This window comes from Streptomyces sp. NBC_00620 (assembly GCF_026341825.1).
In the GTDB taxonomy this organism is placed as follows: Bacteria; Actinomycetota; Actinomycetes; order Streptomycetales; family Streptomycetaceae; genus Streptomyces.
In genome coordinates this window covers 2,287,734-2,312,696 of record NZ_JAPENY010000001.1, presented here as the reverse complement: position 1 = coordinate 2,312,696, position 24,963 = coordinate 2,287,734, and the positions used below count along the sequence as shown (strand labels likewise).

The following is a 24,963-nucleotide window of genomic DNA, read 5'->3' as shown; positions in this document are numbered from 1 at the left end:
ATGGCGCGGAAGATCCTGCTGGCCGATGACGACGAGGCCGTACGAGAGGGGCTCGACAGACTGCTCAGGTTCGAGGGGTACGAGACCGTTCTCGCCGGGGACGGCCGGGAGGCCCTCGATCTGGTCGCCGGGGTGGACGGGCTGCCCGACCTGGTGCTGATGGACGTCACCATGCCGGGCCTCGACGGACTGGCCGCCACGCGGCGGATCAGAGCCTCCGGGTTCACCGTGCCCATCCTGATGATCACCGGCCGGGACGCCGTCGGCGACCGTATCGTCGCCCTCGACAACGGCGCCGACGACTACCTCATGAAGCCCTTCGCGACCGAGGAACTCCTCGCGCGGGTAAGGGCGTTGCTGCGCCGCAGCCCCGAGCGGAAGCCGGCCGCGCCGCGCCCCGGCGACCAGCTCGCCTTCGACGACGTCACCATGGATCTGCGCGCCCACACGGTGACCCGCGACGGCCGGCCCCTCGACCTCACCAAGACCGAGTACGGCCTGCTCGAGTACCTGCTCCGGCACCCGGCCAAGGTTCTCAGCCGCGCCCAGATCCTCAAGGCGGTGTGGGGTTTCGACTTCGAGCCGGCGTCCAACACGCTGGACGTGTACGTGATGTATCTGCGCCGGAAGATGGAGCACCGGGGCGGACCCCGGCTCATCCACACCGTGCGGGGTCTTGGCTACACGCTCCGGACGCCCGAGGCGTCCTCGGGCAGGTACGGGACGCCGGGCCCGACTGTGAGCCCCGGCACACGCGGCACGCTCGGGATGAAGTAGCCGCCGAGCACCGGCGTCGAGTCGGCCGGCGTCTTCACCGAAGAGCCCAGTGCCACCCCCGAGCCCCCCAGCTCCGGCGTCGCCAGTCGCGCGTACGCCCCGCGCCGCTCCATCAGCTCCTCGTGGGTGCCCTCCTCCACCAACCGTCCGCCGTCCACGACGAGGATGCGGTCGGCGTCGGGGGCCAGGCTCAGATCGTGCGTGATCATGATGGTCGTACGGCCCGCCATCAGGCGTCGCAGCGGCTGCACCACCCGGCGTGCGGCGACCGAGTCGAGGCCAGTGGTGGGTTCGTCGAGGACGAGGACGGGGGCGCCGCGCAGCATGGCGCGGGCGATGGCGATGCGCTGGAGCTGGCCGCCGGAGAGGGTGGCCGTGCCGGGTGCGATCTCCGTGTCGTAGCCGTCGGGGAGCGCGCTGATGAAGTCGTGCGCGAAGGCGTCGGCCGCGGCCCGCTCGATGTCGGCCGCGGAGGCTCCCGGCCGTCCGCACCCGATGTTCTCGCGGATCGTGCCGTTCAGGATGAGGGTCTCCTGCGGCAGCAGCGCGACGTTCTCGCGCAGGAACTCCAGGGGTACGTCGGCCAGCGGGACTCCGTCCAGGCAGATCACGCCCGAGGTGGGGTCGTAGAAGCGGGTGAGGAGTTTGGAGAGCGTCGATTTTCCGGCGCCGCTCGGGCCGGTGACGATGACGAGTTCGCCGGGTGCGGCGGTGAAGGTCACGTCGTGGAGGGAGTCGCGTTCGGCGCCGGGGTAGCGGAACGAGGTGTTGTGGAGGCTGACCCAGCCGCGTACGGGCCAGGCCCGGACGGGGTCGGCGGGGTCGGTGACGGCGGGTTCGGTGTCCAGGATCTCGGCCAGGCGCTCGGCGCCCGCCGTCGCGGCGGTGAGGGTCAGTCCGAGCTGGCCGAGGCTGCGGATCGGCGGATACAGGTACCCGAGGAAGGCGGCGAAGGCGAGCAACTGGCCGAGCGACATGCGCCCCTGGGCGATCTCCCAGACGCCCAGGCCGATCACCGCGAGCACGCACAGCGTCTCGACGACCTCGACGAACTGCTCGTACATCTCGCTCGCCCGCGCCCCGCGCACGCTGGCCCGCATCCAGGCCCGGGCTTCCGTGTCGAGCCGCTTCTCCTCGGCGCCGCGGCGGTTGTACGCCTGGGTCAGCACGATGTTGCCGAGGGACTCCTCGACGACGGAGGTGATCGCACCGTCGGCGGCGCGCTCCTCCTGGGAGGACTTCTTGATGCGGCCGGCGAAGCGGCGGGCGGCGACGAGGAAGAGGGGGGCGAGGAGGAAGGTGACGAGGGCGAGGTCCCAGCGGAGCCAGAGGGCGGCTGCGGCGTAGAAGACGGCCGAGAAGGCGGCGGAGACGGTTCCGACGACGCCGGACACGACCATCTGCTCGATGGCTTCGACGTCTCCGGTGAGGCGTTCGACCAGGTCGCCCTGGCGGTGCTTCTGGAAGAAGTCGGGGGGCAGGTCCTGGACATGCCGGAAGACGCTCGCGCGCAGCCGCAGGACGAACCTCTCGGCGGTCCACACGGCGAGCGAATTGCCCAGGTAGCCGACGATGGCGCCGAGCACGGCGACCGCGAGCCAGGTGCCGGCCGGTCCCCAGAACGCACGGAGCAGACCGCGCTGAAGTGCGTGGTCGGTGAGATTCGCGAAGAGCAGGATCGAGGCCGTCTCGGCGAGTGCGGCCACGATCACGCAGGCGATGATCAGCACCAGCCATTTACGGTCGCCGCGTGTCAGCGGCCAGAAGCGTGCGAACGCCTCGCGGACTTCCCGCATGTCGGCTCAACTCCCCTTTCCGGTCCGGAACACGACCGGGGTCTTTGTCCGAACACGGCCGAGACCCTTGTCCGGAACATGGCCGAGGCGGGGTCTCCGGGAAATTCCGGAGACCCCGCCTCGTAGCGGCTGCTAGCGGCCCTGCTGGCCCACCGGGCGCTTCGGCGCGGGCTTCTTCGTGGCCTTCTTCTTCGGAGCGGGCTTGGGCGCGGCCTTGCTGCTCTTCTTGACCGGGGTGATCTTGTGGAAGCTCATGGCGTTCTCCCTTTTTCGCTGCGATGACAGCGTGTTGAATTCCTTTTGCCGTAAGCCCTGTTCGCTTTCGACATGGAAAACACTACGGGACACCGAACCCCGAAATCGCCAATTCGCCTTAGACCTCGATGAATTGCACCTGAAAACAATTTTCAGCCCGGAGCGGGAACCGACCCACCGCTCACACAGAACTTATTACGGGCCTCACTTGGAACTTACCGAGGTAATTGCCAGGATAAAACAAAGGGGCCGGTACGCATAGGCGTACCGGCCCCACTGCTCATCTTGCTGTTCCTACTTCACGATCGTGATCCGGTTCGCGGCCGGCACCGGGTACGGCGTCGTCGCGGACGAGTTGGCCGTCAGGTAGGACTCGAAGGCCGCGAGGTCGTCGCCGCCGACGAGGACGTTGGCGCCCTGGCCGAGTGCGGTGAAGCCGTCGCCGCCGCCCGCGAGGAAGGAGTTCATCGCGACGCGGTAGGTGGCGGCCGAGTCGATGGCCGTGCCGTTGAGCTTGACCGAGTCCGCGACCAGGCGAGCCGCGCCCGTCTTGGTCAGGTCCAGCGTGTAGGTGAGGCCCGCGGAGATCTGCAGGATCTTCGGGGAGGCCTCGTTCAGGCCGCTGACCTGCTGCTGCAGTGCGGTGATCACCTGGGCGCCGGTGAGGTCGACCAGGTTCACGGTGTTGGCGAACGGCTGGACCGTGTACGCCTCGCCGAAGGTCACCACCCCGTCGCCCTCACTGCCGCTCGCCGCGTAGGTGAGCCCGGCACGGATGCCGCCCGGGTTCATCACCGCGAGGTCGGCCTCGGGATCGAGGGACTTGGCGTACGCGAGCTGCGCGTCGGCGATCAGGTCGCCGAGCGGGGACTCGGTGCCGGTGCTGGGGATCTCGCCCGCGATGTAGCCGATGGGGCGGGAGGCGATCGGGGCGGAGAGGGTCTTCCACCGGTCGATCAGGGCCGTCATGTCGGCGGCCTTCGCCACGGTACGGGTGACCACGTGGTTCGCGGACTTCACCGCGGTACGGGCGATGTCGCCGGTCCAGCGGTCGTACGTCAGCGTGGTGTCCGTGTAGAGACGGCCGAAGGACGCGGCCGAGGTGACCATGCGCGGATTGCCCGCCGGGTCGTTGATCGTGCAGGCGTACGCCTGGTGGGTGTGGCCGGTGACCAGCGCGTCGACGGCCGGGGTGACGTTCTTGGCGATGTCGACGATCGGGCCGGAGATGCCGTCACCGGCGCCGGGGCTGTCGCAGTTGTAGTTGTACGCCGTCGAGGCGGGCGCGCCGCCCTCGTGGATGAGCGCGACGATGGACTTCACGCCCTGCTTCTGGAGCTCCTTGGCGTACTTGTTGATCGTCGCGACCTCGTCGCCGAACTTCAGGCCCTTGACGCCCTCGGCGGAGACGATGTTCGGGGTGCCTTCGAGGGTCACGCCGATGAAGCCGACCTTGACGCCGTTCTTCTTCCACACCCAGTAGGGCTTGAGGATCGGCTTGCCGGTCTTCTCGTTGGTGACGTTCGCCGCGAGGTAGGGGAAGTTGGCGCCCTCGAACTCCTCGCTGTCGTTGTAACAGCCGTCCGTCGGGTGGCAGCCACCGTTCTGCAGGCGGGCCAGCTCCTTGGCGCCCTCGTCGAACTCGTGGTTGCCGACGGAGGTGACGTCCAGGTCGAGGCCGTTCAGCGCCTCGATGGTCGGCTCGTCGTGGAAGAGGCCGGAGATCAGCGGGGAGGCGCCGACCATGTCACCAGCGGCGGCCGTGATCGAGTACTTGTTGTCCGCGCGGGCCTCGCGCAGGTGGGTGGCGAGGTACTCGACGCCGCCCGCGTCGACGGTCTTCGTGGTGCCGTCCGCCTGCAGCTCGGTCACCCGGCCGGAAGAGCCCGACGGGGCCTCCAGGTTGCCGTGCAGGTCGTTGAACGACAGCAGCTGTACGTCCTGGTAACGGCTGCTGCCGGGCTTGTGACCGGCGCCCTTCTCCGTGACCTGGCCGGCGCTGGCGGGCAGCGCGGCGGCGAGGGCGCCGACCGTGGCGAGGCCCGCGGCGCCCGCGAGTATGCGATAGGTACGTCTGTGCCGGGGAGTCGGCATGGGTTCCCCCCAGGGAGGTGTGAGAGCTCCGAGAGCTGAGCGGGCTCCGGGATACCTGAGAACTCCGGGAGCCGTGCGACAGCTGAGGTCTTTGCGTGCACTTTAGAATCAACGCGCGTAGCGCAACAGGGGGTTCGTGGTTACAGACAGGTTGCCGTTGCCTCTCGATCCATCCGGGCGGCTCGCCGTACCCTCATATGCATGACCAGCGACGACACCGCACAGCCCGGCCTCTCCCGCGCCATCGAGACCTACTCCGCGCTCTCCCCGGCCCAGGCCGAGGGCGTGCTCCGGCTGCTCGCGGAGGCCGCCGCGGCCGACGGGCAGCAGGCGGTGTCCGAGCAGGGGCGCCTGTATCTGAAGGGCGGCGCGCGTCCGGGAGTACGGCATCTGCTGCTGACCCTCGGCGACGAGCTGGTCGGATACGCGCAGTTGGAGGACACCGACCCGGTGGAGGCTCCGGCCGCCGAGCTGGTCGTGCACCCGGGGCACCGCGGGCACGGGCACGGGCGGGCGCTGGGCTCCGCGCTGCTCGCCGAGTCCGGGAAGCGGCTGCGGGTGTGGGCGCACGGCGGGCACTCCGCCGCGCGGCATCTCGCCCAGGTCCTCGGGCTCACCCTCTTCCGCGAACTGCGCCAGATGCGGCGCCCGTTGACCGGCCTCGACCTGCCCGAGCCGAAGCTCTCGGACGGGGTCTCCGTCCGCGCCTTCGTGCCGGGGCGGGACGACGCGGCCTGGCTCGCCGTGAACGCGGAGGCCTTCGCCCACCATCCCGAGCAGGGCTCCCTCACCCAGCGGGACCTTGACGACCGGATGGCCGAGCCGTGGTTCGACCCGTCCGGCTTCTTCCTCGCCTTCCGGGCCGGTGAACTGATCGGCTTCCACTGGACGAAGGTGCACGCCGAGGAACAGATCGGTGAGGTGTACGTCGTCGGTGTGCGCCCGGGTGCCCAGGGCGGGGGCCTGGGCAAGGCCCTCACCACGATCGGGCTCCGCCACCTCGCCGGCCAGGGCCTGCCGACGGCCATGCTCTACGTCGACGCCGACAACAAGGCGGCCGTCACGGTCTACGAACGCCTCGGCTTCCACACCCACGAGACGGACCTGATGTACCGCAGCGAGTCCTGACCCTGGGGGTGCGGGCGGGGCTTTTCTTCGCCCCCTCCGCCCCTACCCGTCCCGTACCTGGGGGCTGCCGCCCCCAGACCCCCGCTTATCGGCCTGAACGGCCTCGTCCTCAAACGCCGGACGGGCTGAGGGGGTTAGCCCCTCCGGCGTTTGAGGAGCGGGGGTTTGGGGGCGGAGCCCCCAAGGGACGGGAATGGGTAGGGGCGGAGGGGGCGAAAAACCCTCACGCCCCGCCGACGGACCGCCGCGCCGCACCGCGGACGGGCATCACCCTGCGCCTCCGCAGGGGCTCTGCCCAGGCGGCGGCCCCCACCAGCACCGCCACGACCAGAACCCCCGCCCACCGCTCATGCGCACCGTCCCACCGCGGGTCGTGAACCGACACGACGAGCGCCCACCGGTCGGGCAGCAGCAGAGCCGCGCCGAGGCCACCGCCCAGCAGCCCGGCCGACACCCCGATCCCGGGCTCGGCCGACTCCGTGAACCGCACCGCGAGCCCCGCACCGGCCAGGGCGAGCGCGGCAACGGCGGCGGCCTCCAGGGTGACGGCGCCGACCGGCGGCCGGACGTCCTCCGGTACGAGGAGCAGCACGGCCGTCCACCAGAGCGCGGCGAACGGAACGGCGAACGCCACCCGGAGGCCGATACGCACCGGCCGCCGCGTCGGCACCGCCGCGGTGGTGTGCCGGGCCGGGTCGTCGAGGAGGAAGGCCAGGCCGAGCCCGAAGGCGAGCGCGGCGGCCCGCAGGATGTTGAGGCCGGGCCAGCTGTCGCGGGAGACCGACATCAGCCACGGGGCCCCGGCGCACAGCAGCCCCAGGACGGCACCGGCGGCAAGCGCCCGGCGCGGCAGGGAGCGCCACACGGGGTGGAGAAGGGCGCGGACCACGGCGTACGTACGCTTCCTGGACGGGCCACGGGTGCCGGGCAACGTGACCCGCGCACCCTCGCCGGGAACGGCTACTCGCACGACTCGTCCTCCGTCGTGTCCGCCGATGCCTTGGACCCGGCCGGCACTCCCAGCAGCTCGGCAACCCGGGCCAGGGACGTCTTCGGGGAGGTGAGTTCCGTCCAGTGCGACTTCACCTTGGGGATGACGCTGTAGCGGGGCTTCTGGAGCAACTCCCGTACGATCCGGGCCTGTTCGGCGCTCAAGGAGATGCTGTTCGTGGGCGCGAGGGCGAGCGCGGAACCCTCGATGCTGTCGTCGAGCCGGACGTTGCGGAACGCGGTCATCGGGTCGGAGTCGTTGCCGAGCGCCAGCCACATGACGGTGACCACCCGGGCGTCGTCGCACCATTCGCCCGCGGCCGCCTCGCTGCCCGCGACCAGGACCGAGGCGACTCCGACGGCGAACTCGGGAACCCGGTTGCCGCCCCACCGCGTGCCGACGGTCACCGTGCCCGGTGTGGTGGACGCGTCGAACGTGGCGTCGTCGGTCAGGCCGTAACGGGCGTCGATCCGCTGCCGTACGGTCAGCCGCTCACCCCCGGCGGCGCCGCCCGCGAGGGACTGGACGCGGTCGACGAGCGGGGCCCAGTCGAGGGCGGCGCGGGCATCCCACTCGGGGAAGGCGCAGTACGTCGACCTGCCGTACTCGTGGCACGTCTGGAACTTCTCCGGGCTGACGGACATCTTCGTGCGGGCCGCGAGCAGGGCGGCAGAGTCACCCTGGGACTGCCCGGCGACACCCGCGACCGTGGCGGCGAGGGTGACGGCGGTGGCCGCCTGGACGATCCGGTTGCGACCGCCGCTGACCAGGACCGCGGCGCAGATCAGCACCCCGATGAGCCCCACCAGATACAGCGCGTGCCAGCCGGCCGGGCGGCCGAGGAGTTCGGACGGGAACGGGTCGGCGCCCGTCTCGGTGACGACCGGCGACAGCCACTGCTGCCAGCGCGGGCCGCCCGTGCTGGAGGACAGCATGGTGGGCAGGACGACGGCGACGACGACGGCGAGCGGGGCGACGAAGGAGGACCGGAACAGCCGCGCGAGCAGTACGCCGAGTACGCCGGACAGGAGCACGGCGAGCGGCCCCACGGCCAGTTCGGCGGGCGAGGGGTGGCCGACGGCGCCCAGCTTGTGCCCGGCCCAGACGATCTGGACGGCGACGACGAGCGCGGTGAGCGCCGCGTACGGAACGACCGACAGCGCGTGCGCGACCGTACGCCGCCACGGTTCCATGACCAGGACGTCGAAGTGCCGGTCGGTGCCGCGCCGGTGGGAGCGCAGGACGGTCCGGTTGACGCAGACGAGCAGTGCGACGCCGAGGAGCTGCGGGGCGGCCTGGGTGGCCCGGTCGACGTCCTGGAGGGCCGGGAACTCGTCCATGCCCTCGCGGCCGTTGAACAGGTCCCAGCCGGTGAAGGCGAGGTAGAACCCGAGGAAGGCGAACACCGGTATGTGGAAGAGGAGTTGGCGCGCCTCGAAGCGGGCGAGGGCGATGACGGCCGCCGCTCTGTGCCGCTTGGCCGCCGGAGCCGGCTCCACCCCCGCGGGCGCCGCTTCCTCGACCAGTTCCGTCGTGCTGCTCATGCGGCCACCCCCGTGGTCTCGTCGCTGTCGCCCGTCTCGCCCGGTTCGCCCGTCTCGCCGTCGAGGGTGAGCAGGTAGCCGTCCTCCAGGGTCGGTTCGAGGAGGTCGGCACCCTCGGGCGGGTCGCCGACGTTGCGGAAGGAGCCGGTTCCCGTGCGCCATCCGGCGCGGGCGGCCGGGTCGCGTTCCGTGCTGCTCCACACCCGGCCCGCCGCACGTGCGGTCAGTTCGGCCGGGGTGCCCTCGAAGCGGACTTGCCCGAGGGCCATGACGATCACGCGGTGGCAGAGCATCGCGACGTCCTCGGTCTGGTGGGTGGACAGCAGAACCGTCCGCCCTTCTCCCGCCTGGGCGATCAACTCCCGGAAGCGCATGCGCTGTTCGGGGTCGAGTCCGACGGTCGGCTCGTCGAGGACGAGGAAACCGGGGTCGCCGACGAGCGAGGCGGCGAGCGCGACCCGCTGGCGCATGCCGCCGGACAGCTTCTTGATGCGCTTGCTCCGTACGTCGGACAGGTCGACGGCGTCGAGCACGCGGCGCACCTCCCGGTGCCGGGCGGCGCGGTCGGTCAGTTCCTTCAGGATCGCCACGTAGTCGACGAACTCGAAGGCCGAGAAGTCCTCGTGGAACCCCGGGGTCTGCGGCAGATAACCCAGCTCGCGCCGCAGGTCCAGGCGCCCGGCAGCGGTAGCCGGGTCGTGCCCGAGCACCGTGAAGGCACCCCGGTCGGCGGGCACGGCGGTGGCGAGCACCCTCAACAGAGTGGTCTTTCCCGCCCCGTTGGGCCCGAGCAGCCCGGTGACGCCCTCGCCGAGGCGCAGCGAGACGTCGTCGAGGGCGAAGGTTCCGCCGTAGCGGAGGGTCAGGCCGGAGGCGGAGACGGTGGGCGTCATACGTACGGCGCTCCTGTCGGAGAAGTCGGCGAAGTTCGTGAAGTTCAAGTTCGTGGGGTTCGCGAAGGGGGCGGTCATACGACGCCCCCGCCGGAGAAGGGAACGTGCGCGGGCGCCGAGTCGAACCGGTCCCGTACGAGATAGAGCAGCCCGGCGGCGACCGCGGCGACCGCCCCGGCGACCCCTTGCCCCGCGGCCGTGAACGGCGCGAGCGTGGCATGGTCGGCGGCCGTCGCCTGCGCCGCGAGGAGCAGTGCGACCCAGGCCCCGCCGACCAGTGAGGGCGCGAGGACGGGGCCGAGGCGGGGCGTCAGCGCGAGCCCGGTGCCGGTGAGGGCTAGCGCGGGCAGCAGCCAGGCGAGCGCGCGCAGCCCGTAGGTGGGCAGTGCGAGGGTGGCGAGCCCGTTCAGGCCGAGGCCGACGGTGAGGACGGCGACCGTACGGATCAGCAGCAGCCGGAACCCGTGCGTCGGTGTGACGACGGCCATCTCGTACGTCGGGTCGAGCGTGGGCCCGTACGCCAGGGCGACCCCGGCGAGCGGGAGCAGCGGTGCGAGGGCGAGGAACAGCTTGGGCGTGGCCCCGGCGCCCACCGAGTAGGTGGCCGCCACGGTCATCAGGAGGACCACGGCGACCGCGCACAGCCAGGAGCGGCGCAGCACCGGGGTGGCCGCGAGCAGTCGCGCCGTGTGGTCGGCGACGCCGACCCGCACGAGCAGCGACTCCGCAAGCCTCGGTCGCGGCGCGTCCAGCTCTGCGTCGAGCCGTTCCCAGCCGGCGTCCAGCGCGACCGGATCGCTCACATCAGCCAGCGCCTGACGGCACCGCGCGCAGGAGGCGAGGTGGGTGTCGGCGGACCAGAGCCGGGGAGGGGTCAACTCGCCCTGTGTGTAAGCCCGGAGATCGGCATCGTCCACGTGCCACTGGCCGTCGGCCTCGGGCGCAGCAGCGGTTTTCGCCCCCTCCGCCCCTTCCCGTCCCGTCCTTGGGGGCGCCGCCCCCAAACCCCCGCTCCTCAAACGCCGGAGGGGCTGAAATTTGCCGCTCATGCCAGTGCCTCCCGCAACTGCTTGCGCGCACGCAGTGCCCGCGTCTTGACCGTGCCCGGCGGGATGCCGAGCAGGACGGCCGCTTCCCGGGTGGTGAGCCCGTCGATCACCGTGGCCTGGAGGACCGCGCGCAGTTCGGGCGAGAGCCGGGTCAGGGCGCCCGCGAGGTCGCCGTGCTCGACGCCGGCCAGGACGCGTTCCTCGGCGGAGACCTCGTCGCGGTGGCGCAGGCGGGTCAGCGCCTGCCGCATCCGCCCGCGCGCCCCGTCGCCGCGCAGGGTGTCGATGAGCCGCCGGGAGCCGATGCGCCACAGCCAGCCGGCGGCATCTCCCGGGGAGCCTTCCTCCCGGTAGCGGGCGGTGCCGCGCCACACGGCGAGGAACGTCTCCTGTACGACGTCGTCGACGACCCCGGCGTCGGCGCACCGGCCGCGCAGTCGCGCGGTCAGCCATGGCGCGTACCGCCGGTACAGCTCCTCGAAGGCGCGCCGGTCCCCGTCCGCCGCGATGGCCCGCAGCAGCTCCCCGTCGCTTCTCGTTTCCCTCACGCCCCCTCATCGGACGAACCCTGCCGATCGGTTCACGCCCGCCGGAAAAATCTCGTGCTTGACAGTCATGACCATTCTGCATCACCCTTTCACTACTCAATTAGTGAAAGGGTGGTTGCCGTAGTGGTGGAGTACCGCATCGACCGGCGCAGCGGTGTTGCCACGTACGTCCAGATCGTCCAGCAGACCAAGCAGGCGCTGCGCCTGGGCCTCCTTGAGCAGGGCGACAAACTCCCCACGGCCCGCGAGGTCGTGGAGGCCACCGCGATCAATCCGAACACCGTCCTGAAGGCCTACCGCGAGCTGGAGCGCGAGGGCCTGGTCGAGGCCAGACGCGGCCTCGGCACCTTCGTACGCAAGTCACTGAGCAGCACCCCCGCCGACTCGCCCCTGCGCGCCGAGCTGGACGCCTGGGCGTCCCGGGCCCGCAAGGCCGGGCTCCAACGCGAGGACGTGGCAGCGCTCTTCACCGCCGTACTCGATGAACAGTTCACCAAGGGAGACCAGGAATGACGGACACCGCCTTGGAGGCGGCCGGACTCGGCAAGCGGTTCGGGCGGCGAGGCAACTGGGCGCTGCGCGAGTGCACCTTCCGGCTCCCCGCGGGACGCGTCTGCGCCGTCGTCGGACCGAACGGCGCGGGCAAGTCGACCCTGCTGGCCCACGCGGCCGGGCTGCTCGCCCCCACCGAGGGCTCCCTGACCGTGCTCGGCACGCACCCGGCCGCCGCCCGCGAACGCATCGCGTACGTCGCGCAGAGCAAGCCGCTGTACCCGCAGCTCACCGTCGCCGACACGCTCCGCCTGGGCCAGGAGCTCAACCCGGCCCGCTGGGACGCCTCGGTCGCCGCGCGGATCGTGGCGAAGGGCGACCTCGACCCGAAGAGCAGGGTCCGCTCCCTCTCCGGCGGCCAGCGCACCCGCGTCGCGCTCGCCCTCGCGCTCGGCAAGCGGCCCGAACTCCTGCTCCTGGACGAGCCGATGGCCGACCTCGACCCGCTCGCCCGCCACGAACTGATGGGCGTCCTGATGGCCGAGGCCGCCGAACACGGCACCACGGTCGTGATGTCCTCGCACGTGGTCGCCGACCTGGAGGGCTCCTGCGACCACCTGCTCCTGATAGGCGGCGGCCGGGTACGCCTGGCGGGCGACCTGGACGACCTGCTGGCCGCGCACACCCTGATCACCGGCCCCGCGCACTCCCCCGGCACCGACACCGTCCGCGGCCTCGCCCCGCACACCGTCGTCGAGTCCCGCACCACCGGACGCCAGCTCACCGCGCTGGTACGCCCGAACGGCCCGCTCGGGGACGAATGGCAGACCGCGGAGCCCTCCCTCGAGGAGCTGGTCCTCGCGCATCTGCGCAGCCCCGACGCGCCCACGCTGACCTTCGACGCCACCCGCACCCCCGCTCAGGAGCACGCCGCATGACCGCCGTCCTGCCCTTCACCACGACACGGGTGATGCTGCGGCTGCACCGCCCCGCCCTGTACGTCTGGGCCGGAGTGTTCCTCGTCGCCGGAGCCCTGCTGCTGTGGCTGTACGGCCCGCTCACGGACGCGGCGGCCTCGGGGTGGCGGCAGTGGAACGCCTGCTCCAAGCCCGTCTGCGCCTACGACCAGGACGCGATCCTCACCTACAAGTCGCTCTCGCAGTACATGAGCATCGCGGTGAACGTCGTACCGCTCCTCGTCGCCGCCTGGGCGGGCGCCTCGCTGACCGGCCGGGAGATGGAGACCGGCACCGCGCAGCTCGCCTGGACCCAGTCGCTCTCCCCGGCCCGCTGGCTGGCGGCCAAGCTGGCCGTCCCCGCCGCGCTCGTCACCGCCGGAACGAGTGTGCTGGTCCTGCTGCACAACCTGGTGTGGTCCAAGGGCCGCGGAAAGATCGACAACGCCAAGTCCTGGACCGACCTCCTCACCTTCCACGCCAACGGCACGACGACCGTCGCCTTCGCCCTGTTCGGCCTGGCCGCCGGCGCCCTGGCAGGCCTCGTGCTGCGCCGCTCGCTGGCCTCGCTCGTCGTCACGGTGGCGGCGACGGGAGCCGTCTGGGGCGCGGTCAGCCTGGCGCGCCCCTACCTCTGGCCTTCGGTGAGGACCGTCAGCGGCCTCACCGACGACAGCCCCAGGGGTCTCGGACTCACCGTCGACGAAGGGCTCCTCACCGCCTCCGGCGCGCGCATCCCCAACCCGTACTGCGGCAGCAGCCACGTCGCCGAGTGCGGAGACCTGTACGACCGCCTCGGCGCCGTCAGCTACTACAACGACTCCCACCCCTTCTCCCACTACTGGCCCCTCCAGCTCACGGCGACCGCCCTGGTACTGGCCCTCGCCGCAGTCGCAGTCCTGGCCGCCTTCCGTCTGCTGAAGCGGCAGACGGGCGGCGCCCCCGTCGTCACCGCCAAGGAGCCCGCATGACCGCAGTCACCACCGCGCGGCCACTCGCCGAGCGCCCCTCTCCACTCAAGCCGCGCGGCGCCGTCTGGGCGGCGCTGAAGCTGCACCGCACCCCACTGCGGATCTGGTGGGCCCTGGTCGCGGTGACCGCGGCGGGCATGCTGTGGGCGTACGCCCTCGGCGCGGACGCCGTACGGGAGTGGAGCCGCTCGGTGGCCTCGTGCGCCACGGCCACCGGCTGCGTGGACACCCTCGACGGGACGTACGAGTTCTACGACCTGGTCACCGGGCTCGCCACCTCCGCCATCGCCTACCTGCCCTACCTGGTCGCCGCCTGGGCGGGCGCCACCCTGGTCGCCCGCGACCTGGAGAGCGGCACGTCCGCCCTCGCCTGGACGCAGTCCGTCACGCCCGCGCGCTGGCTGGCGGCGCAGCTCGCGGTCCCGGCCGCTCTGATCACCGCCGGCACGACCGTGCTGGTGCTCCTGCACCGCCTGGTGTGGGCCGACGGCCGCGACCTCCTCGGCGTGGACTGGTACAACTCGGACGTCTTCCGCGCCAACGGCCCGGTCGCCGTCGGCTCCGCCCTGTGCGCCCTCGCCGTGGGCGCCCTGGCAGGCCTACTGGTGCGCCGTACGCTGCCCGCGCTGGGCCTGGCCCTCGTCGTCACCGTGGCCGTGCACACCCTCGGGGACCTGTACCGGGTGAGCCTGTGGCCGTCGGTGACCGTCACCGGGGCGGCCGCCTCCAACCTCCCGGCCGATGCGGCGCCCCTCGAACACGGCGTGATCCTCACCTCCGGCGAGCGGATCGGCAACAACCTGGCCTGCGTCGACAACGACACGGCCGTCGACCTCAACAGGTGCATGAGCAAGAACGGCATCTCCGACCTGTGGGCCACCTACCACCCGCCGTCCCACTTCTGGCCCCTCCAGCTCACGGAATCCGCCATCCTCCTCACCCTCACCGCCCTCGTCGTCTTCCTGACCTTCCGGGTCCTGAAGCGGCGTACCGCCTGACAAGCGGCCTACCGCCTGAATGCGGGGTATGGACGTGTCTCCCGGCTCCACGGACGTCCGGGAGACGCCCCTCCATATCCCGCACGTCATGTCCCCGTAACCATCGATTCAGACGACCTTGCAACGCTCGACCAATGAACCCCCCCGCCGCGCCAGAGCCTCCGCCCTCCGAGGAGAGCGAGCCCCTGCCGTCGACGGTGGACGAGCACGAGCTGGTGTTGGCGAACGGGAACATCCGCCTCGCTCCGCTGCCGTTCGCGCTCTCCGACGCGCCAGTAGCGCTCCCGGGGCGGAAGAATGGGTCCATGAACCAGCCAAGCGCCCAGGCCCCGGTCCAGCACGCACAGCCGTCCGTCGGCTCCATAGCCGCGCACCGCCCGCACACGGTGGCCGCGAACGTCTCCGACCTGGAACCGGACCTCGACGCCGACCTCGACGCGTACGAGGACACGGTCGAGGACGGCATCCAGCTGCCGCAGGGCCGGTTCCTGGACCGGGAGCGCAGCTGGCTGGCGTTCAACGAACGCGTGCTCGAGCTCGCCGAGGACCCGAACACACCACTTCTGGAGCGCGCCAACTTCCTGGCGATCTTCGCCAGCAACCTGGACGAGTTCTTCATGGTCCGGGTGGCGGGACTGAAGCGCCGCATCGCGACGGGCGTGGCCACCAAGTCCGCCTCGGGCCTGCAGCCCCGCGAGGTCCTGGAGATGATCTGGGCCCGCTCGCGCGAGCTCATGGCCCGGCACGCGGCCTGCTACCAGGAGGACGTGGCCCCCGCGCTCGCGGAGGAGGGCGTCCACCTGGTCCGCTGGAGCGAGCTGACGGAGAAGGAGCAGGCCCGCCTGTTCACCTTGTTCCGGCACCAGATCTTCCCGGTCCTCACCCCCCTGGCGGTCGACCCCGCGCACCCCTTCCCGTACATCTCGGGCCTGTCCCTGAACCTGGCCGTCGTCGTACGGAACCCGGTCAGCGGCCACCGCCACTTCGCGCGCGTCAAGGTCCCGCCGCTGCTCTCCCGCTTCCTGGAGGCCTCCCCCAGCCGCTACGTCCCCATCGAGGACGTCATCGCGGCCCATCTGGAGGAGCTCTTCCCGGGTATGGAGGTGTTGGAGCACCACACCTTCCGCCTCACCCGGAACGAGGATCTCGAGGTCGAGGAGGACGACGCCGAGAACCTGCTCCAGGCCCTGGAGAAGGAGCTCATGCGGCGCCGCTTCGGGCCGCCGGTGCGCCTGGAGGTCGAGGAGTCCATCGACCGGTACGTACTCGACCTGCTGGTACGGGAGTTGAAGATCTCCGAGGCCGAGGTGTACCCGCTGCCGGGCCCCCTCGACCTGACCGGCCTCTTCGGCATAGGGGGCCTGGACCGGCCCGAGCTGAAGTACCCGAAGTTCATCGCGGGCACCCACCGCGACCTCGCGGAGGTCGAGTCGGCGTCCGCGCCCGACATCTTCGCCGCCCTGCGCGAGCGCGACGTACTGCTGCACCACCCGTACGACTCCTTCTCCACCTCCGTCCAGGCCTTCCTGGAGCAGGCGGCGGGGGACGACGACGTACTGGCCATCAAGCAGACCCTGTACCGGACCTCGGGCGACTCGCCGATCGTCGACGCGCTGATAGACGCCGCCGAGTCCGGCAAGCAGGTCCTCGTCCTGGTCGAGATCAAGGCCCGCTTCGACGAGCAGGCCAACATCAAGTGGGCCAGGAAGCTCGAAGAGGCCGGCTGCCATGTCGTGTACGGGCTCGTCGGCCTGAAGACCCACTGCAAGCTGTCCCTTGTGGTCCGCCAGGAGGGCGACACACTGCGCCGGTACTGCCATGTCGGTACGGGCAACTACCACCCCAAGACCGCCCGCCTGTACGAGGACCTTGGGCTGCTCACCGCCGACCCGCAGGTCGGCGCGGACCTCTCCGACCTCTTCAACCGGCTCTCCGGCTACTCGCGCCGCGAGACCTACCGCCGGCTGCTCGTCGCCCCCAAGTCCCTGCGCGACGGCCTGATCTCGCGGATCAACAAGGAAGTCCAGCACCACATCGCCGGACGCCCCGCGTTCGTCCGCATCAAGGTCAACTCGATGGTGGACGAGGCGATCATCGACGCCCTCTACCGCGCCTCGCAGGCCGGCGTGCCGGTCGACATCTGGGTGCGCGGCATCTGCGCGGTCCGGCCCGGCGTCACGGGCCTGTCCGAAAACATACGAGTCCGCTCGATCCTCGGCCGCTTCCTGGAACACTCCCGGGTCTTCGCCTTCGGCAACGGCGGCGAACCCGAGATCTGGCTCGGCAGCGCCGACATGATGCACCGCAACCTCGACCGCCGCATCGAGGCTCTGGTGAGGATCACCGACCCGGCCCACCGGGCAGCCCTCAACCGGCTGTTCGAAACCGGTATGTCCGACACCACCGCTTCCTGGCACCTGGGCCCGGACGGCGAATGGACCCGGCACGCGCTCGACGCCGAGGGCCAACCCCTGCGGAACGTCCAGGAGATGCTCATTGACGCCCGGAGGCGCCGGCGTGGCACAGCAACAACTTGACCCCACCGACCCCAGCACGGCCGGGCCGGTGTCCTGTGACGCCCTGGCGGGCTATCTACGGGCGCAGGCAACGGAGTTCCTCCGTTCACTGCGCCAGCACCGGGAGACCGGCGGTGCGTCCAGCGGCTCGGACGGCTCCGTCGACGCGGCGCGCGCCCTGCGCCGCTCGGCCCGCCGGATAAGCGGTTCGCTGCACACCTTCCGGCCGCTGCTCGACGCGGACTGGTCGGAGGGCATGCGCCCCGAACTGGCCTGGCTGTCGGGCACGTTGGCGCGCGAGCACGCGTACTCGGCCCGTCTGGAGCGGCTGCTCGGCGCACTGAACCGGCTGTCAGGCCCGGGCACGCCCGCCGGTTTCCCGGCGCAGGCCGGACCGGAGGCGAGCACGGAACCCAAGGGCAATCTGACCATCGGCGCGGCGAAGGCGGGCGCCCTGCTCGACCGCCAGCTGACCCTGGCCCGCACCCGGGCCCACTCGGCCGCCCTCCAGGCACTGGGCTCCTCCCGCTTCCACGCCGTCGCGGACAGCGTCGCCGTCCTCGCCAGCGAGGTGCCGCTGACCCCGACGGCGGCCATGGCCGACCTGCGCCCGTCGGCCGCCGCCGCCGAGGGCCGCCTGATCGACGCCGTCGGCACCCTGCCGCTGCTCACCGCAGGGCACCCCTACAACGCGGAGGCCCTCGTGCACGGCCTCTCCGCCGACACCGCGCCCCAGCCGCAGGACGCCCCCTGGCACCAGGTCCGCCTGCTGCTGCGCCTGCACCGCTACGCCCGCGAGGTGCTGCACGGCGAGGAGTGCCCCGTCGACCCCCGGCTGCTCGGCGCCGGCCAGGCCCTGAACCAGCACCGGGACGCCGCGGAGGCCGCCTCGGCCGCGGCCTCGGCGGCCCGCACCCCGCGCATCGCCCCGGCGACCGCTTACGCGCTCGGCGTGCTCCACGCCGACCAGCGGCACGAGGTGGAGGCGGCGCGCTTCGCGTTCCAGCAGTGCTGGCAGAAGGAAGCGGTACGCACCCCGTAGAAGACCCGCTTGAAGGGACTGGAGGTCCGATGACCGACGACGACACCATCCAGGCGGCCGGCTGCGTCCTGTGGCGCACCTCCCCAATGGACGTACCCGGCGAGCTGGAGATCTGTCTGGTCCACCGGCCGAAGTACGACGACTGGTCGCACCCCAAGGGCAAGCTCAAGCGCGGCGAGGACCCGCTCGCCGGCGCGCTGCGCGAGGTCGAGGAGGAGACCGGGTTCCGCTGCGTGCCCGGCGCCCGCCTCCCCTCGGCCCTCTACTACGTGGACGGCCGCCGCAAGCAGGTCGGCTACTGGGCCGCGGAGGCGACGGACGGCCACTTCATCCCCAACCGCGAGGTCGACCACATCAGCTGGCTCACCCCGGACGCGGCCCGCACCCGCCTGACCCAGCCCCGCGACCGCGACTTGGTGGACGCGCTGCTGAGCGCGCTGCATCTTGCGTAGTGGTGCCGGAACGTGTGCGTAGCCGATCGATTACGTAGAGTTCCCTTTCGGGTCCCCCGGTTCGGGATCTCTCCGTGTCCTCGACGTAAGCGTTCCGTGACCTCACCGCACCGCCCTCAGGGGTTCACCCCCCGTTCACTTTTGGCCATCGGCGCCTTCACCTGATCTGCCTAATTTCGGCCTTACACGGTGCGAGGCGGCCTGACGGATGTCTCCTCCGCATCACACAGACTTCGCACGCCGCCACCAGACGGCGGCTCCTGGAAGGAACACCCGAAAAGTGAAGCTTCAGCAGCGCATGAACCGGCGGGCCCTCACCCTCGGCGCTCTCGCGGTCTCCGGCGCCCTGGCCCTCACGGCGTGCGGCTCGGACGACACCGGCACCACCACGGACTCGAGCGCCACGACCGGCGCGGCCAGCTCGATCAAGTGTGACGACGCCAAGGGTCAGCTCCTCGCCGACGGCTCCTCCGCGCAGAAGAACGCGATCGACGCCTGGGTGAAGGAATTCAGCACCGCCTGTGGCGTGCAGATCAACTACAAGGGCGGCGGCTCGGGCGCCGGCGTCACCGCGTTCACGCAGGGCACGGTCGCCTTCGCCGGCTCCGACTCCGCGCTGAAGCCCGAAGAGGTCACGGCCTCCAAGGCGGTCTGCACCGGTGGCCAGGCCATCGACCTCCCGATGGTCGGCGGCCCGATCGCGGTCGGTTACAACGTCCCGGGTGTCGACAACCTGGTCCTGGACGCGACCACCATCGCGAAGATCTTCGACAGCAAGATCACCAACTGGAACGACGCCGCGATCAAGGCGCTGAACCCCGACGCCACGCTGCCCGACCTCAAGATCCAGGCGTTCCACCGTTCGGACGAGTCCGGCACCACGGACAACTTCACCAAGTACCTGATCGCCGCGACGCCGGACAACTGGAAGTACGAGGGCGGCAAGGCCTGGCAGGCCAAGGGCGGCCAGTCCGCGAGCGGCTCCAGCGGTGTCGCCGCGCAGGTCAAGCAGACCTCCGGCGCCATCAGCTACATGGAGCTGTCGTACGCCAAGGACGGCATCGCCGCCGCCTCCCTGGACACGGGTGCCGCGGCTCCGGTCGAGGCCACCGTCGACAACGCCACCAAGGCGATCGCCGCCGCCCAGGTCGTCGGCACGGGCTCGGACCTCGCGCTCAAGCTGGACTACGCGACCAAGGCCGAGGGCGCCTACCCGATCACCCTTGTCACCTACGAGATTGTCTGCGACAAGGGCAACAAGGCCGACACCCTGCCGGCCACGAAGGCGTTCCTGACCTACATCGCCAGCGAGGACGGCCAGAAGCTCCTCACCGAGGCCGGCTACGCGCCGATCCCGGCCGAGATCATCGCCAAGGTCCGCACCACCATCGCGGGCCTGAGCTAAACCCCGACGGTGCACCGCCGCCAGGAGCCCCACATCTCGTGCGACTCCGCAGACCGGAGAAATCTGATGGATATATCGACGAAGAACGACGCCGAAGCGCCTCCGCCAACCCCCCAGCCTTCCGCGGTCGAGCAGAAACGTGCCGGCCGCGGCGCCACCCGACCCGGTGACCGGATCTTCCTCGGTCTCTCCCGCGGCTCGGGCATTTTCCTGCTGGTGGTCATGGCCGCCATCGCGATCTTCCTGACCTATCGCGCCACCCTCGCGATCAGCAAGGACGAGAGCAACTTCCTCACCACGTTCGAGTGGAACCCCACCGCGATCCCGCCGGACTTCGGCATCGCCGTCCTGGCCTTCGGCACGGTGGTCTCCTCGATCGTCGCCATGGTCATCGCGGTCCCGATCGCGGTCGCCATCGCGCTGTTCCTCACGCACTACGCCCCGCGCAGGCTCAGCGGCCCCATCTCGTACGTCATCGACCTGCTCGCCGCCGTGCCGTCCATCGTGTACGGCCTGTGGGGCGCCCTCATCCTCGTCCCGCACATGAACGGCCTCTTCGGCTGGCTCGACGACTACCTCGGCTGGACCGGCATCTTCGAGTGGCAGGGCGGCGCCCCGCGCTCGATGCTCACCGTCGGCATCCTGCTCGCGATCATGATCCTGCCGGTCATCACGAACGTGAGCCGCGAGGTCTTCCGGCAGTCCCCGCAGATGATCGAAGAGGCGGCTCTCGCCCTCGGCGCCACGCGCTGGGAGGTCATCCGCATGTCGGTGATCCCCTTCGGCCGCTCCGGCGTGATCTCCGCCTCGATGCTGGGCCTCGGCCGCGCGCTCGGCGAGACGATGGCCGTCGCCACGGTCCTCTCGCCGACCTTCGACATCCAGGCCAGCCTGCTCGACCCGGGCGGCGGCACCTTCGCCCAGAACATCGCCAGCAAGTTCGGTGAGGCATCCGAGCAGGGCCGTGACGCGCTCATCGCCTCCGGCCTGGTCCTCTTCGTCATCACCCTGCTGGTCAACGGCGCGGCCCGCGCGATCATCGCCCGTCGCAAGGAGTACTCGGGGGCCAACGCATGAGCCACACCCTGAACGCGAAGCGTCCCAGCACCCTGCAGGGCGCGACGCTGCCCAAGTGGACCCCGTGGGCGATCGCCGCGGGCTCGGTCGCCCTCGGCATCGGTATCAGCGCCGCGGCCGGGCTGGACAGCAGCGTCCAGTGGGGCCTGATGGCCGCGGTCCTCTTCGTCCTCGGGACGTACGGCATCGCCGCGCGCATCGAGGGCCGTCGGCAGGCCAAGGACCGGGTGGCGACCAGCCTGGTCTGGGTCGCCTTCATCCTCGCCGTCGTGCCGCTGGTCTCCCTGGTCTGGACGACCATCGTGCGCGGTATCAAGGTGCTCGACGTCTACTTCCTGACCCACTCGATGGGAGTCGTCACCGACACCGAGCCGGGAGGCGGCATCTACGCCGCCATCATCGGCAGCCTGGAGCAGGTCGGCCTCGCCGCACTCATGGCCGTGCCGGTCGGTGTGCTCACCGCCGTCTACCTCGTGGAGTACGGGCGCGGCAACCTCTCCCGGGCCATCACGTTCTTCGTCGACGTCATGACCGGCATCCCGTCGATCGTCGCCGGCCTGTTCATCCTGAGCCTGATGCTGCAGTTCGACATGCAGCCCTTCGGCTTCGCCGGCTCGCTCGCCCTGGCGATCCTGATGATGCCGGTCGTCGTCCGCTCCACGGAGGAGATGCTCAAGCTCGTTCCGAACGAGCTGCGCGAGGCCTCCCTCGCCCTGGGTATCCCGAAGTGGCGCACCATCCTGAAGGTGGTCCTGCCGACTTCCCTCGGCGGCATCATCACCGGCATCATGCTGGCAGTAGCCCGTATCGCGGGCGAGACCGCACCGGTGCTGCTGCTGGTGTTCGGCAACCCCTTCATCAACAACAATCCGTTCGAGGGTGCGCAGGCCTCGTTGCCGCTGTACATCTACCAGCAGTACGCGAACAGCGCCGGCTCGGGCGCGGCGTACGACCGTGCCTGGGCGGCGTCGCTCACCCTGATCGCCTTCATCATGATCCTCAACCTGGCGGCTCGCGGCATCGCCCGCTGGAAGGCGCCGAAGACAGGTCGCTGACGCGGCCATATCAGCGACCGACGTCTCCCCCTCGAAAGAAGCAGTGATTGAAATGGCCAAGCGAATCGACGTAAGCGGACTGACCGCTTACTACAGCGCCCACAAGGCGATCGAAGACATCTCCATGACGGTCGAGCCGCGCTCCGTGACGGCCTTCATCGGCCCCTCCGGCTGCGGCAAGTCGACCTTCCTGCGCACCCTCAACCGCATGCACGAGGTCACCCCCGGCGGCCGTGTCGAGGGCAAGGTGCTCCTGGACGACGAGGACCTGTACGGGAGCGGGGTCGACCCCGTCGCCGTGCGCCGCACGATCGGCATGGTCTTCCAGCGCCCCAACCCCTTCCCCACCATGTCGATCTTCGACAACGTGGCGGCGGGCCTGAAGCTCAACGGCTCCTACAAGAAGTCCGAGCTGAGCGACGTCGTGGAGAAGTCCCTCAAGGGCGCGAACCTCTGGAACGAGGTCAAGGACCGCCTGAACAAGCCCGGCTCGGGCCTGTCCGGCGGTCAGCAGCAGCGTCTGTGCATCGCGCGGGCGATCGCGGTGGAGCCGCAGGTGCTCCTCATGGACGAGCCCTGCTCGGCCCTGGACCCGATCTCCACCCTCGCGATCGAGGACCTGATCGGCGAGCTGAAGGAGCGCTTCACGATCGTCATCGTGACGCACAACATGCAGCAGGCCGCCCGCGTCTCCGACCGCACCGCCTTCTTCAACCTGTCGGCGGTCGGCCAGCCCGGCAGGCTCATCGAGATAGACGACACGGAGCGCATCTTCTCCAACCCGACGGTCCAGGCCACCGAGGACTACATCTCGGGCCGCTTCGGCTGAGCCGACGCTTCAAGAACCCCTCGCGGTGCTGCATGGCGGTGCCACCGCGAGGACGAGAAGGGCCCGCCCCCGGCTACCGGGGGCGGGCCCGCTCCTTTTCTCACCGTGTTCTTACCCCTGGATGTGCCCCTCCGCGTCCGTGCGGGCCAGACTCCGGGCTCTTCGCGCCGGGCCGCGCCAGCCGCAGGTGCAGCGGGCCAGGCAGAAGCGGCCCTGCTCGACCGTTGTAGTGCGATGTTCCTGGCTCTGGGCGATCCCGTCCTGCTGTGCCACGCCAACAACGTTACCCAAGGCAAGTGAACGGAGTGCGCACGCGTGACGAGCACCCCCACACGTCGTTAAGCGGAGCGACGGGGAGGGCCCGGGACGGACCGGCTGGGGGTCGGCAGGCGATGGTGGCGCAGGTGGAGGAGGAGCGGCGGGGCGGCCGGATGATCGTCGTGGGCGCCGCGGTGGGGCTGATGGTCTGTGTCACCGGATGCTCGGGCGGTACCGGCGTCACCGAGGACGCCCGGACCGGTGCCGACAGCGTCGAGGTGCTGCACCGGGCCGCCGACTCCCTGAGGCGGGCGGGCAGCGCGAAGACCCGTACGTCCATGGAGATGGCCACCGGCGGGACCAGGGTCACCATCCGGGGCGAGGGTGTGTACGACTTCGAGGAGCAGCGGGGCCGGCTGAAGGTACTGCTGCCGCAGGACCCCGCGGGCGCCGACGAGCACCGGCCGATCACCGAACTCCTCGCGCCGGGCGCCCTCTTCATGAAGAACCGCGGCGCCGGTGTCCCCTCCGACAAGTGGGTCCGCGTCGACACGGCCGGCCTCTCCGACGGGAACCTGGTGACGGGCGGCGCCACCGACCCGTACGCGGCGGCAGAGTTGCTGCGCGGGGCGCGGACGGCGGCGTACGTCGGGAAGACCGAGGTCGCCGGGGTTCCGGTGCGGCACTACCGCGGTACGGCCGACCTCGACCTGGCCGCGAAGAGCGCGTCGGAGGGCAACCGGGACGCGTTGAAGGCGGCGGCGAAAGGGTTCGCCAGCGCCCAAGTGCCGTTCGACGCCTACCTCGACGACGAGGGGCGGCTGCGCAAGGTCCGCCACCGCTTCAGCTTCGTCAACGGACGGCAGAAGGGCACCGTCGCCGTCGCCTCGACGACCTTGCTGTACGAGTTCGGGGTCGCCGCCGACGTGACACTTCCGGAGTCCGCGGACATCTTCGCCGGGAAGATCGCGGAGTAGGAACGCCCGACCGGGGCAGGGGCGGGCGTAGGAGGAGTTGGGGGCCGGAAATGGCCCTTCCGTGCCATGCGCGGTGTGTAGGCCGCTACCTACTCTAGGAAGTCGGTGACGGCAGGAAGAGGTGATGCACGTGGCTCCGGTCGGCGGTACTGCAGTTCAGGACCACGTGGCCCTCGCCGAGATCGAGCTGTGCGGAGACCTGATCATCGCGGCCTCGGCCGCTGACGAGGACCGGCTCAGTCTTGAGAGCATCGACGAGGTGCTGAAGGTGTCCGAAGCGCGCACCTACGAGCGTGACCATCAGCAGACAAGGGACGCGGACCTGTAGCCCGTCCCGTCCGGGCGTGGCCGGGTCCCCGCCACGCCGCCCCCCATGTACGTACCCAAGTGGGCAACCCCACATCACGTACGCAGCAGTCGTCCGATCGCCTTCGTCGCTTCCTCGACCTTCGCGTCGATCTCGTCGCCGCCCTTGACGGCCGCGTCCGCGACGCAGTGGCGCAGGTGCTCCTCCAGGAGCTGGAGGGCGAAGGACTGCAGGGCCTTCGTGGAGGCGGAGACCTGGGTGAGTATGTCGATGCAGTAGACGTCCTCGTCGACCATCCGCTGCAGACCGCGGATCTGGCCCTCGATCCGGCGCAGGCGCTTGAGGTGTTCGTCCTTCTGCTTGTGGTAGCCGTGGATACCCCGGTCGTGGTCGGTCACGACCTGCTGCACGGGTTCGCCGGAGGGCGCCGTCGCGCCGGCCTCGGTGGTCGTCATCGCGTCCTCCTGATGAGTCTGTCGGCGGTCCCGGAGGGCCCCGGGGACACCTCGGGGGATATACCGGAGGCCCTTGTCGAGATCCCGTCCGGTTCGCC

The 24,963-nt window shown here is 70.7% G+C and carries 25 protein-coding genes; 15 read left to right on the top strand and 10 right to left on the bottom strand.

Translation table 11 applies throughout. The annotated features are described in order from the left end of the window. A complete protein-coding gene (locus OG246_RS10675; RefSeq protein WP_266459260.1) occupies positions 1–777 on the top strand; it encodes a response regulator transcription factor in 777 nt (258 codons plus the stop codon). Here the strand turns inward: OG246_RS10675 and OG246_RS10670 are convergent. The 3 genes from OG246_RS10670 to OG246_RS10660 form a co-directional block, all read right to left on the bottom strand. Next, a complete protein-coding gene (locus OG246_RS10670; protein ID WP_266459259.1) occupies positions 681–2,573 on the bottom strand; it encodes an ABC transporter ATP-binding protein in 1,893 nt (630 codons plus the stop codon). The genes OG246_RS10675 and OG246_RS10670 overlap by 97 nt on opposite strands. Before the next feature lie 132 nt (positions 2,574–2,705). Beyond that, positions 2,706–2,828, bottom strand: a complete 123-nt coding sequence (locus tag OG246_RS10665) for a hypothetical protein (protein WP_266459256.1) — start codon at positions 2,826–2,828, stop codon at positions 2,706–2,708. A gap of 294 nt (positions 2,829–3,122) precedes the next feature. Further along, on the bottom strand, positions 3,123–4,922 hold the full coding sequence (locus tag OG246_RS10660) for a bifunctional UDP-sugar hydrolase/5'-nucleotidase (RefSeq protein WP_266459246.1): 1,800 nt from the start codon (positions 4,920–4,922) through the stop codon (positions 3,123–3,125). Positions 4,923–5,123: 201 nt separating this feature from the next. On the opposite strand from OG246_RS10660, the gene mshD reads away from it, so the two are divergent. Then, positions 5,124–6,050, top strand: a complete 927-nt coding sequence (mshD, locus tag OG246_RS10655; protein WP_266459244.1) for a mycothiol synthase — start codon at positions 5,124–5,126, stop codon at positions 6,048–6,050. A gap of 223 nt (positions 6,051–6,273) precedes the next feature. Here mshD and OG246_RS10650 read toward each other — a convergent pair whose 3' ends face one another. The 5 genes from OG246_RS10650 to OG246_RS10630 all read right to left on the bottom strand — a co-directional run bounded on the left by OG246_RS10650 (position 6,274) and on the right by OG246_RS10630 (position 11,075). Next, positions 6,274–7,020, bottom strand: a complete 747-nt coding sequence (locus OG246_RS10650; protein ID WP_266459241.1) for an ABC transporter — start codon at positions 7,018–7,020, stop codon at positions 6,274–6,276. Then, positions 7,011–8,585, bottom strand: a complete 1,575-nt coding sequence (locus OG246_RS10645; RefSeq protein WP_266459238.1) for an ABC transporter permease — start codon at positions 8,583–8,585, stop codon at positions 7,011–7,013. Before OG246_RS10645 ends, OG246_RS10650 begins: the two co-directional genes overlap by 10 nt. Further along, positions 8,582–9,478 carry an ABC transporter ATP-binding protein gene (locus OG246_RS10640; protein ID WP_266464067.1) on the bottom strand — a complete coding sequence of 299 codons (897 nt, stop codon included), beginning with the start codon at positions 9,476–9,478 and terminating at the stop codon, positions 8,582–8,584. The genes OG246_RS10645 and OG246_RS10640 overlap by 4 nt, the downstream gene beginning before the upstream one ends. Positions 9,479–9,552: 74 nt before the next feature. Continuing rightward, positions 9,553–10,356, bottom strand: coding sequence for a zf-HC2 domain-containing protein (locus OG246_RS10635; protein ID WP_266459235.1), 804 nt, complete (start codon positions 10,354–10,356; stop codon positions 9,553–9,555). Between the two features lie 167 nt (positions 10,357–10,523). After that, the gene (locus tag OG246_RS10630; protein ID WP_266459232.1) at positions 10,524–11,075 is read right to left on the bottom strand and encodes an RNA polymerase sigma factor; all 552 of its coding nucleotides are present in this window, start codon (positions 11,073–11,075) and stop codon (positions 10,524–10,526) included. A gap of 123 nt (positions 11,076–11,198) precedes the next feature. Between OG246_RS10630 and OG246_RS10625 the strand changes: the two genes are divergently transcribed. The 11 genes from OG246_RS10625 to pstB all read left to right on the top strand — a co-directional run bounded on the left by OG246_RS10625 (position 11,199) and on the right by pstB (position 22,868). Beyond that, positions 11,199–11,588, top strand: a complete 390-nt coding sequence (locus OG246_RS10625) for a GntR family transcriptional regulator (RefSeq protein WP_266464063.1) — start codon at positions 11,199–11,201, stop codon at positions 11,586–11,588. Next, on the top strand, positions 11,585–12,505 hold the full coding sequence (locus tag OG246_RS10620; protein ID WP_266459229.1) for an ABC transporter ATP-binding protein: 921 nt from the start codon (positions 11,585–11,587) through the stop codon (positions 12,503–12,505). Before OG246_RS10625 ends, OG246_RS10620 begins: the two co-directional genes overlap by 4 nt. Next, complete coding sequence (locus OG246_RS10615; protein ID WP_266459226.1) at positions 12,502–13,494, top strand: ABC transporter permease; 993 nt, start codon at positions 12,502–12,504, stop codon at positions 13,492–13,494. The genes OG246_RS10620 and OG246_RS10615 overlap by 4 nt, the downstream gene beginning before the upstream one ends. Further along, positions 13,491–14,492, top strand: a complete 1,002-nt coding sequence (locus tag OG246_RS10610; protein WP_266459223.1) for a hypothetical protein — start codon at positions 13,491–13,493, stop codon at positions 14,490–14,492. The genes OG246_RS10615 and OG246_RS10610 overlap by 4 nt, the downstream gene beginning before the upstream one ends. A gap of 305 nt (positions 14,493–14,797) precedes the next feature. Then, complete coding sequence (locus OG246_RS10605; RefSeq protein WP_266464061.1) at positions 14,798–17,029, top strand: RNA degradosome polyphosphate kinase; 2,232 nt, start codon at positions 14,798–14,800, stop codon at positions 17,027–17,029. After that, positions 17,010–18,050 (top strand): CHAD domain-containing protein, encoded by a 1,041-nt coding sequence (locus OG246_RS10600; protein WP_266459220.1) that lies wholly within the window; start codon positions 17,010–17,012, stop codon positions 18,048–18,050. Before OG246_RS10605 ends, OG246_RS10600 begins: the two co-directional genes overlap by 20 nt. 29 nt (positions 18,051–18,079) lie before the next feature. Continuing rightward, on the top strand, positions 18,080–18,502 hold the full coding sequence (locus OG246_RS10595; RefSeq protein WP_266459217.1) for an NUDIX hydrolase: 423 nt from the start codon (positions 18,080–18,082) through the stop codon (positions 18,500–18,502). A gap of 280 nt (positions 18,503–18,782) precedes the next feature. Further along, on the top strand, positions 18,783–19,907 hold the full coding sequence (gene pstS / locus OG246_RS10590) for a phosphate ABC transporter substrate-binding protein PstS (protein WP_266459214.1): 1,125 nt from the start codon (positions 18,783–18,785) through the stop codon (positions 19,905–19,907). A gap of 66 nt (positions 19,908–19,973) precedes the next feature. Further along, on the top strand, positions 19,974–20,984 hold the full coding sequence (gene pstC, locus OG246_RS10585) for a phosphate ABC transporter permease subunit PstC (protein ID WP_266459211.1): 1,011 nt from the start codon (positions 19,974–19,976) through the stop codon (positions 20,982–20,984). Further along, positions 20,981–22,039, top strand: a complete 1,059-nt coding sequence (pstA, locus tag OG246_RS10580) for a phosphate ABC transporter permease PstA (RefSeq protein ID WP_266459207.1) — start codon at positions 20,981–20,983, stop codon at positions 22,037–22,039. Before pstC ends, pstA begins: the two co-directional genes overlap by 4 nt. A gap of 52 nt (positions 22,040–22,091) precedes the next feature. Next, on the top strand, positions 22,092–22,868 hold the full coding sequence (gene pstB / locus OG246_RS10575; protein ID WP_266459204.1) for a phosphate ABC transporter ATP-binding protein PstB: 777 nt from the start codon (positions 22,092–22,094) through the stop codon (positions 22,866–22,868). Between the two features lie 111 nt (positions 22,869–22,979). On the opposite strand, the gene OG246_RS10570 is transcribed toward pstB, so the two are convergent. Beyond that, the gene (locus OG246_RS10570; RefSeq protein ID WP_266464380.1) at positions 22,980–23,141 is read right to left on the bottom strand and encodes a hypothetical protein; all 162 of its coding nucleotides are present in this window, start codon (positions 23,139–23,141) and stop codon (positions 22,980–22,982) included. A gap of 119 nt (positions 23,142–23,260) precedes the next feature. On the opposite strand from OG246_RS10570, the gene OG246_RS10565 reads away from it, so the two are divergent. Together OG246_RS10565 and OG246_RS10560 are read left to right on the top strand one after the other, a co-directional pair. Further along, positions 23,261–24,103, top strand: coding sequence for a hypothetical protein (locus OG246_RS10565; protein ID WP_266459202.1), 843 nt, complete (start codon positions 23,261–23,263; stop codon positions 24,101–24,103). 124 nt (positions 24,104–24,227) lie between these two features. Next, positions 24,228–24,431, top strand: coding sequence for a hypothetical protein (locus OG246_RS10560; protein WP_266459200.1), 204 nt, complete (start codon positions 24,228–24,230; stop codon positions 24,429–24,431). Positions 24,432–24,505: 74 nt separating this feature from the next. Here OG246_RS10560 and OG246_RS10555 read toward each other — a convergent pair whose 3' ends face one another. Continuing rightward, complete coding sequence (locus tag OG246_RS10555) at positions 24,506–24,865, bottom strand: metal-sensitive transcriptional regulator (RefSeq protein WP_266459198.1); 360 nt, start codon at positions 24,863–24,865, stop codon at positions 24,506–24,508. Between the last annotated feature and the right edge of the window lie 98 nt (positions 24,866–24,963).

Coding starts and splice junctions, on each gene's coding strand:
- OG246_RS10675 (WP_266459260.1), top strand. CDS start 1: ATGGCGCGGAAGATCCTGCTGGCCGATGACGACGAGGCCGTACGAGAG.
- pstA (WP_266459207.1), top strand. CDS start 20,981: ATGAGCCACACCCTGAACGCGAAGCGTCCCAGCACCCTGCAGGGCGCG.
- OG246_RS10560 (WP_266459200.1), top strand. CDS start 24,228: ATGCACGTGGCTCCGGTCGGCGGTACTGCAGTTCAGGACCACGTGGCC.
- OG246_RS10555 (WP_266459198.1), bottom strand. CDS start 24,865: ATGACGACCACCGAGGCCGGCGCGACGGCGCCCTCCGGCGAACCCGTG.
- OG246_RS10620 (WP_266459229.1), top strand. CDS start 11,585: ATGACGGACACCGCCTTGGAGGCGGCCGGACTCGGCAAGCGGTTCGGG.
- OG246_RS10595 (WP_266459217.1), top strand. CDS start 18,080: ATGACCGACGACGACACCATCCAGGCGGCCGGCTGCGTCCTGTGGCGC.
- OG246_RS10640 (WP_266464067.1), bottom strand. CDS start 9,478: ATGACGCCCACCGTCTCCGCCTCCGGCCTGACCCTCCGCTACGGCGGA.
- OG246_RS10615 (WP_266459226.1), top strand. CDS start 12,502: ATGACCGCCGTCCTGCCCTTCACCACGACACGGGTGATGCTGCGGCTG.
- OG246_RS10665 (WP_266459256.1), bottom strand. CDS start 2,828: ATGAGCTTCCACAAGATCACCCCGGTCAAGAAGAGCAGCAAGGCCGCG.
- OG246_RS10565 (WP_266459202.1), top strand. CDS start 23,261: ATGGTGGCGCAGGTGGAGGAGGAGCGGCGGGGCGGCCGGATGATCGTC.
- OG246_RS10645 (WP_266459238.1), bottom strand. CDS start 8,585: ATGAGCAGCACGACGGAACTGGTCGAGGAAGCGGCGCCCGCGGGGGTG.
- OG246_RS10660 (WP_266459246.1), bottom strand. CDS start 4,922: ATGCCGACTCCCCGGCACAGACGTACCTATCGCATACTCGCGGGCGCC.
- pstB (WP_266459204.1), top strand. CDS start 22,092: ATGGCCAAGCGAATCGACGTAAGCGGACTGACCGCTTACTACAGCGCC.
- OG246_RS10670 (WP_266459259.1), bottom strand. CDS start 2,573: ATGCGGGAAGTCCGCGAGGCGTTCGCACGCTTCTGGCCGCTGACACGC.
- OG246_RS10605 (WP_266464061.1), top strand. CDS start 14,798: ATGAACCAGCCAAGCGCCCAGGCCCCGGTCCAGCACGCACAGCCGTCC.
- OG246_RS10610 (WP_266459223.1), top strand. CDS start 13,491: ATGACCGCAGTCACCACCGCGCGGCCACTCGCCGAGCGCCCCTCTCCA.
- mshD (WP_266459244.1), top strand. CDS start 5,124: ATGACCAGCGACGACACCGCACAGCCCGGCCTCTCCCGCGCCATCGAG.
- pstC (WP_266459211.1), top strand. CDS start 19,974: ATGGATATATCGACGAAGAACGACGCCGAAGCGCCTCCGCCAACCCCC.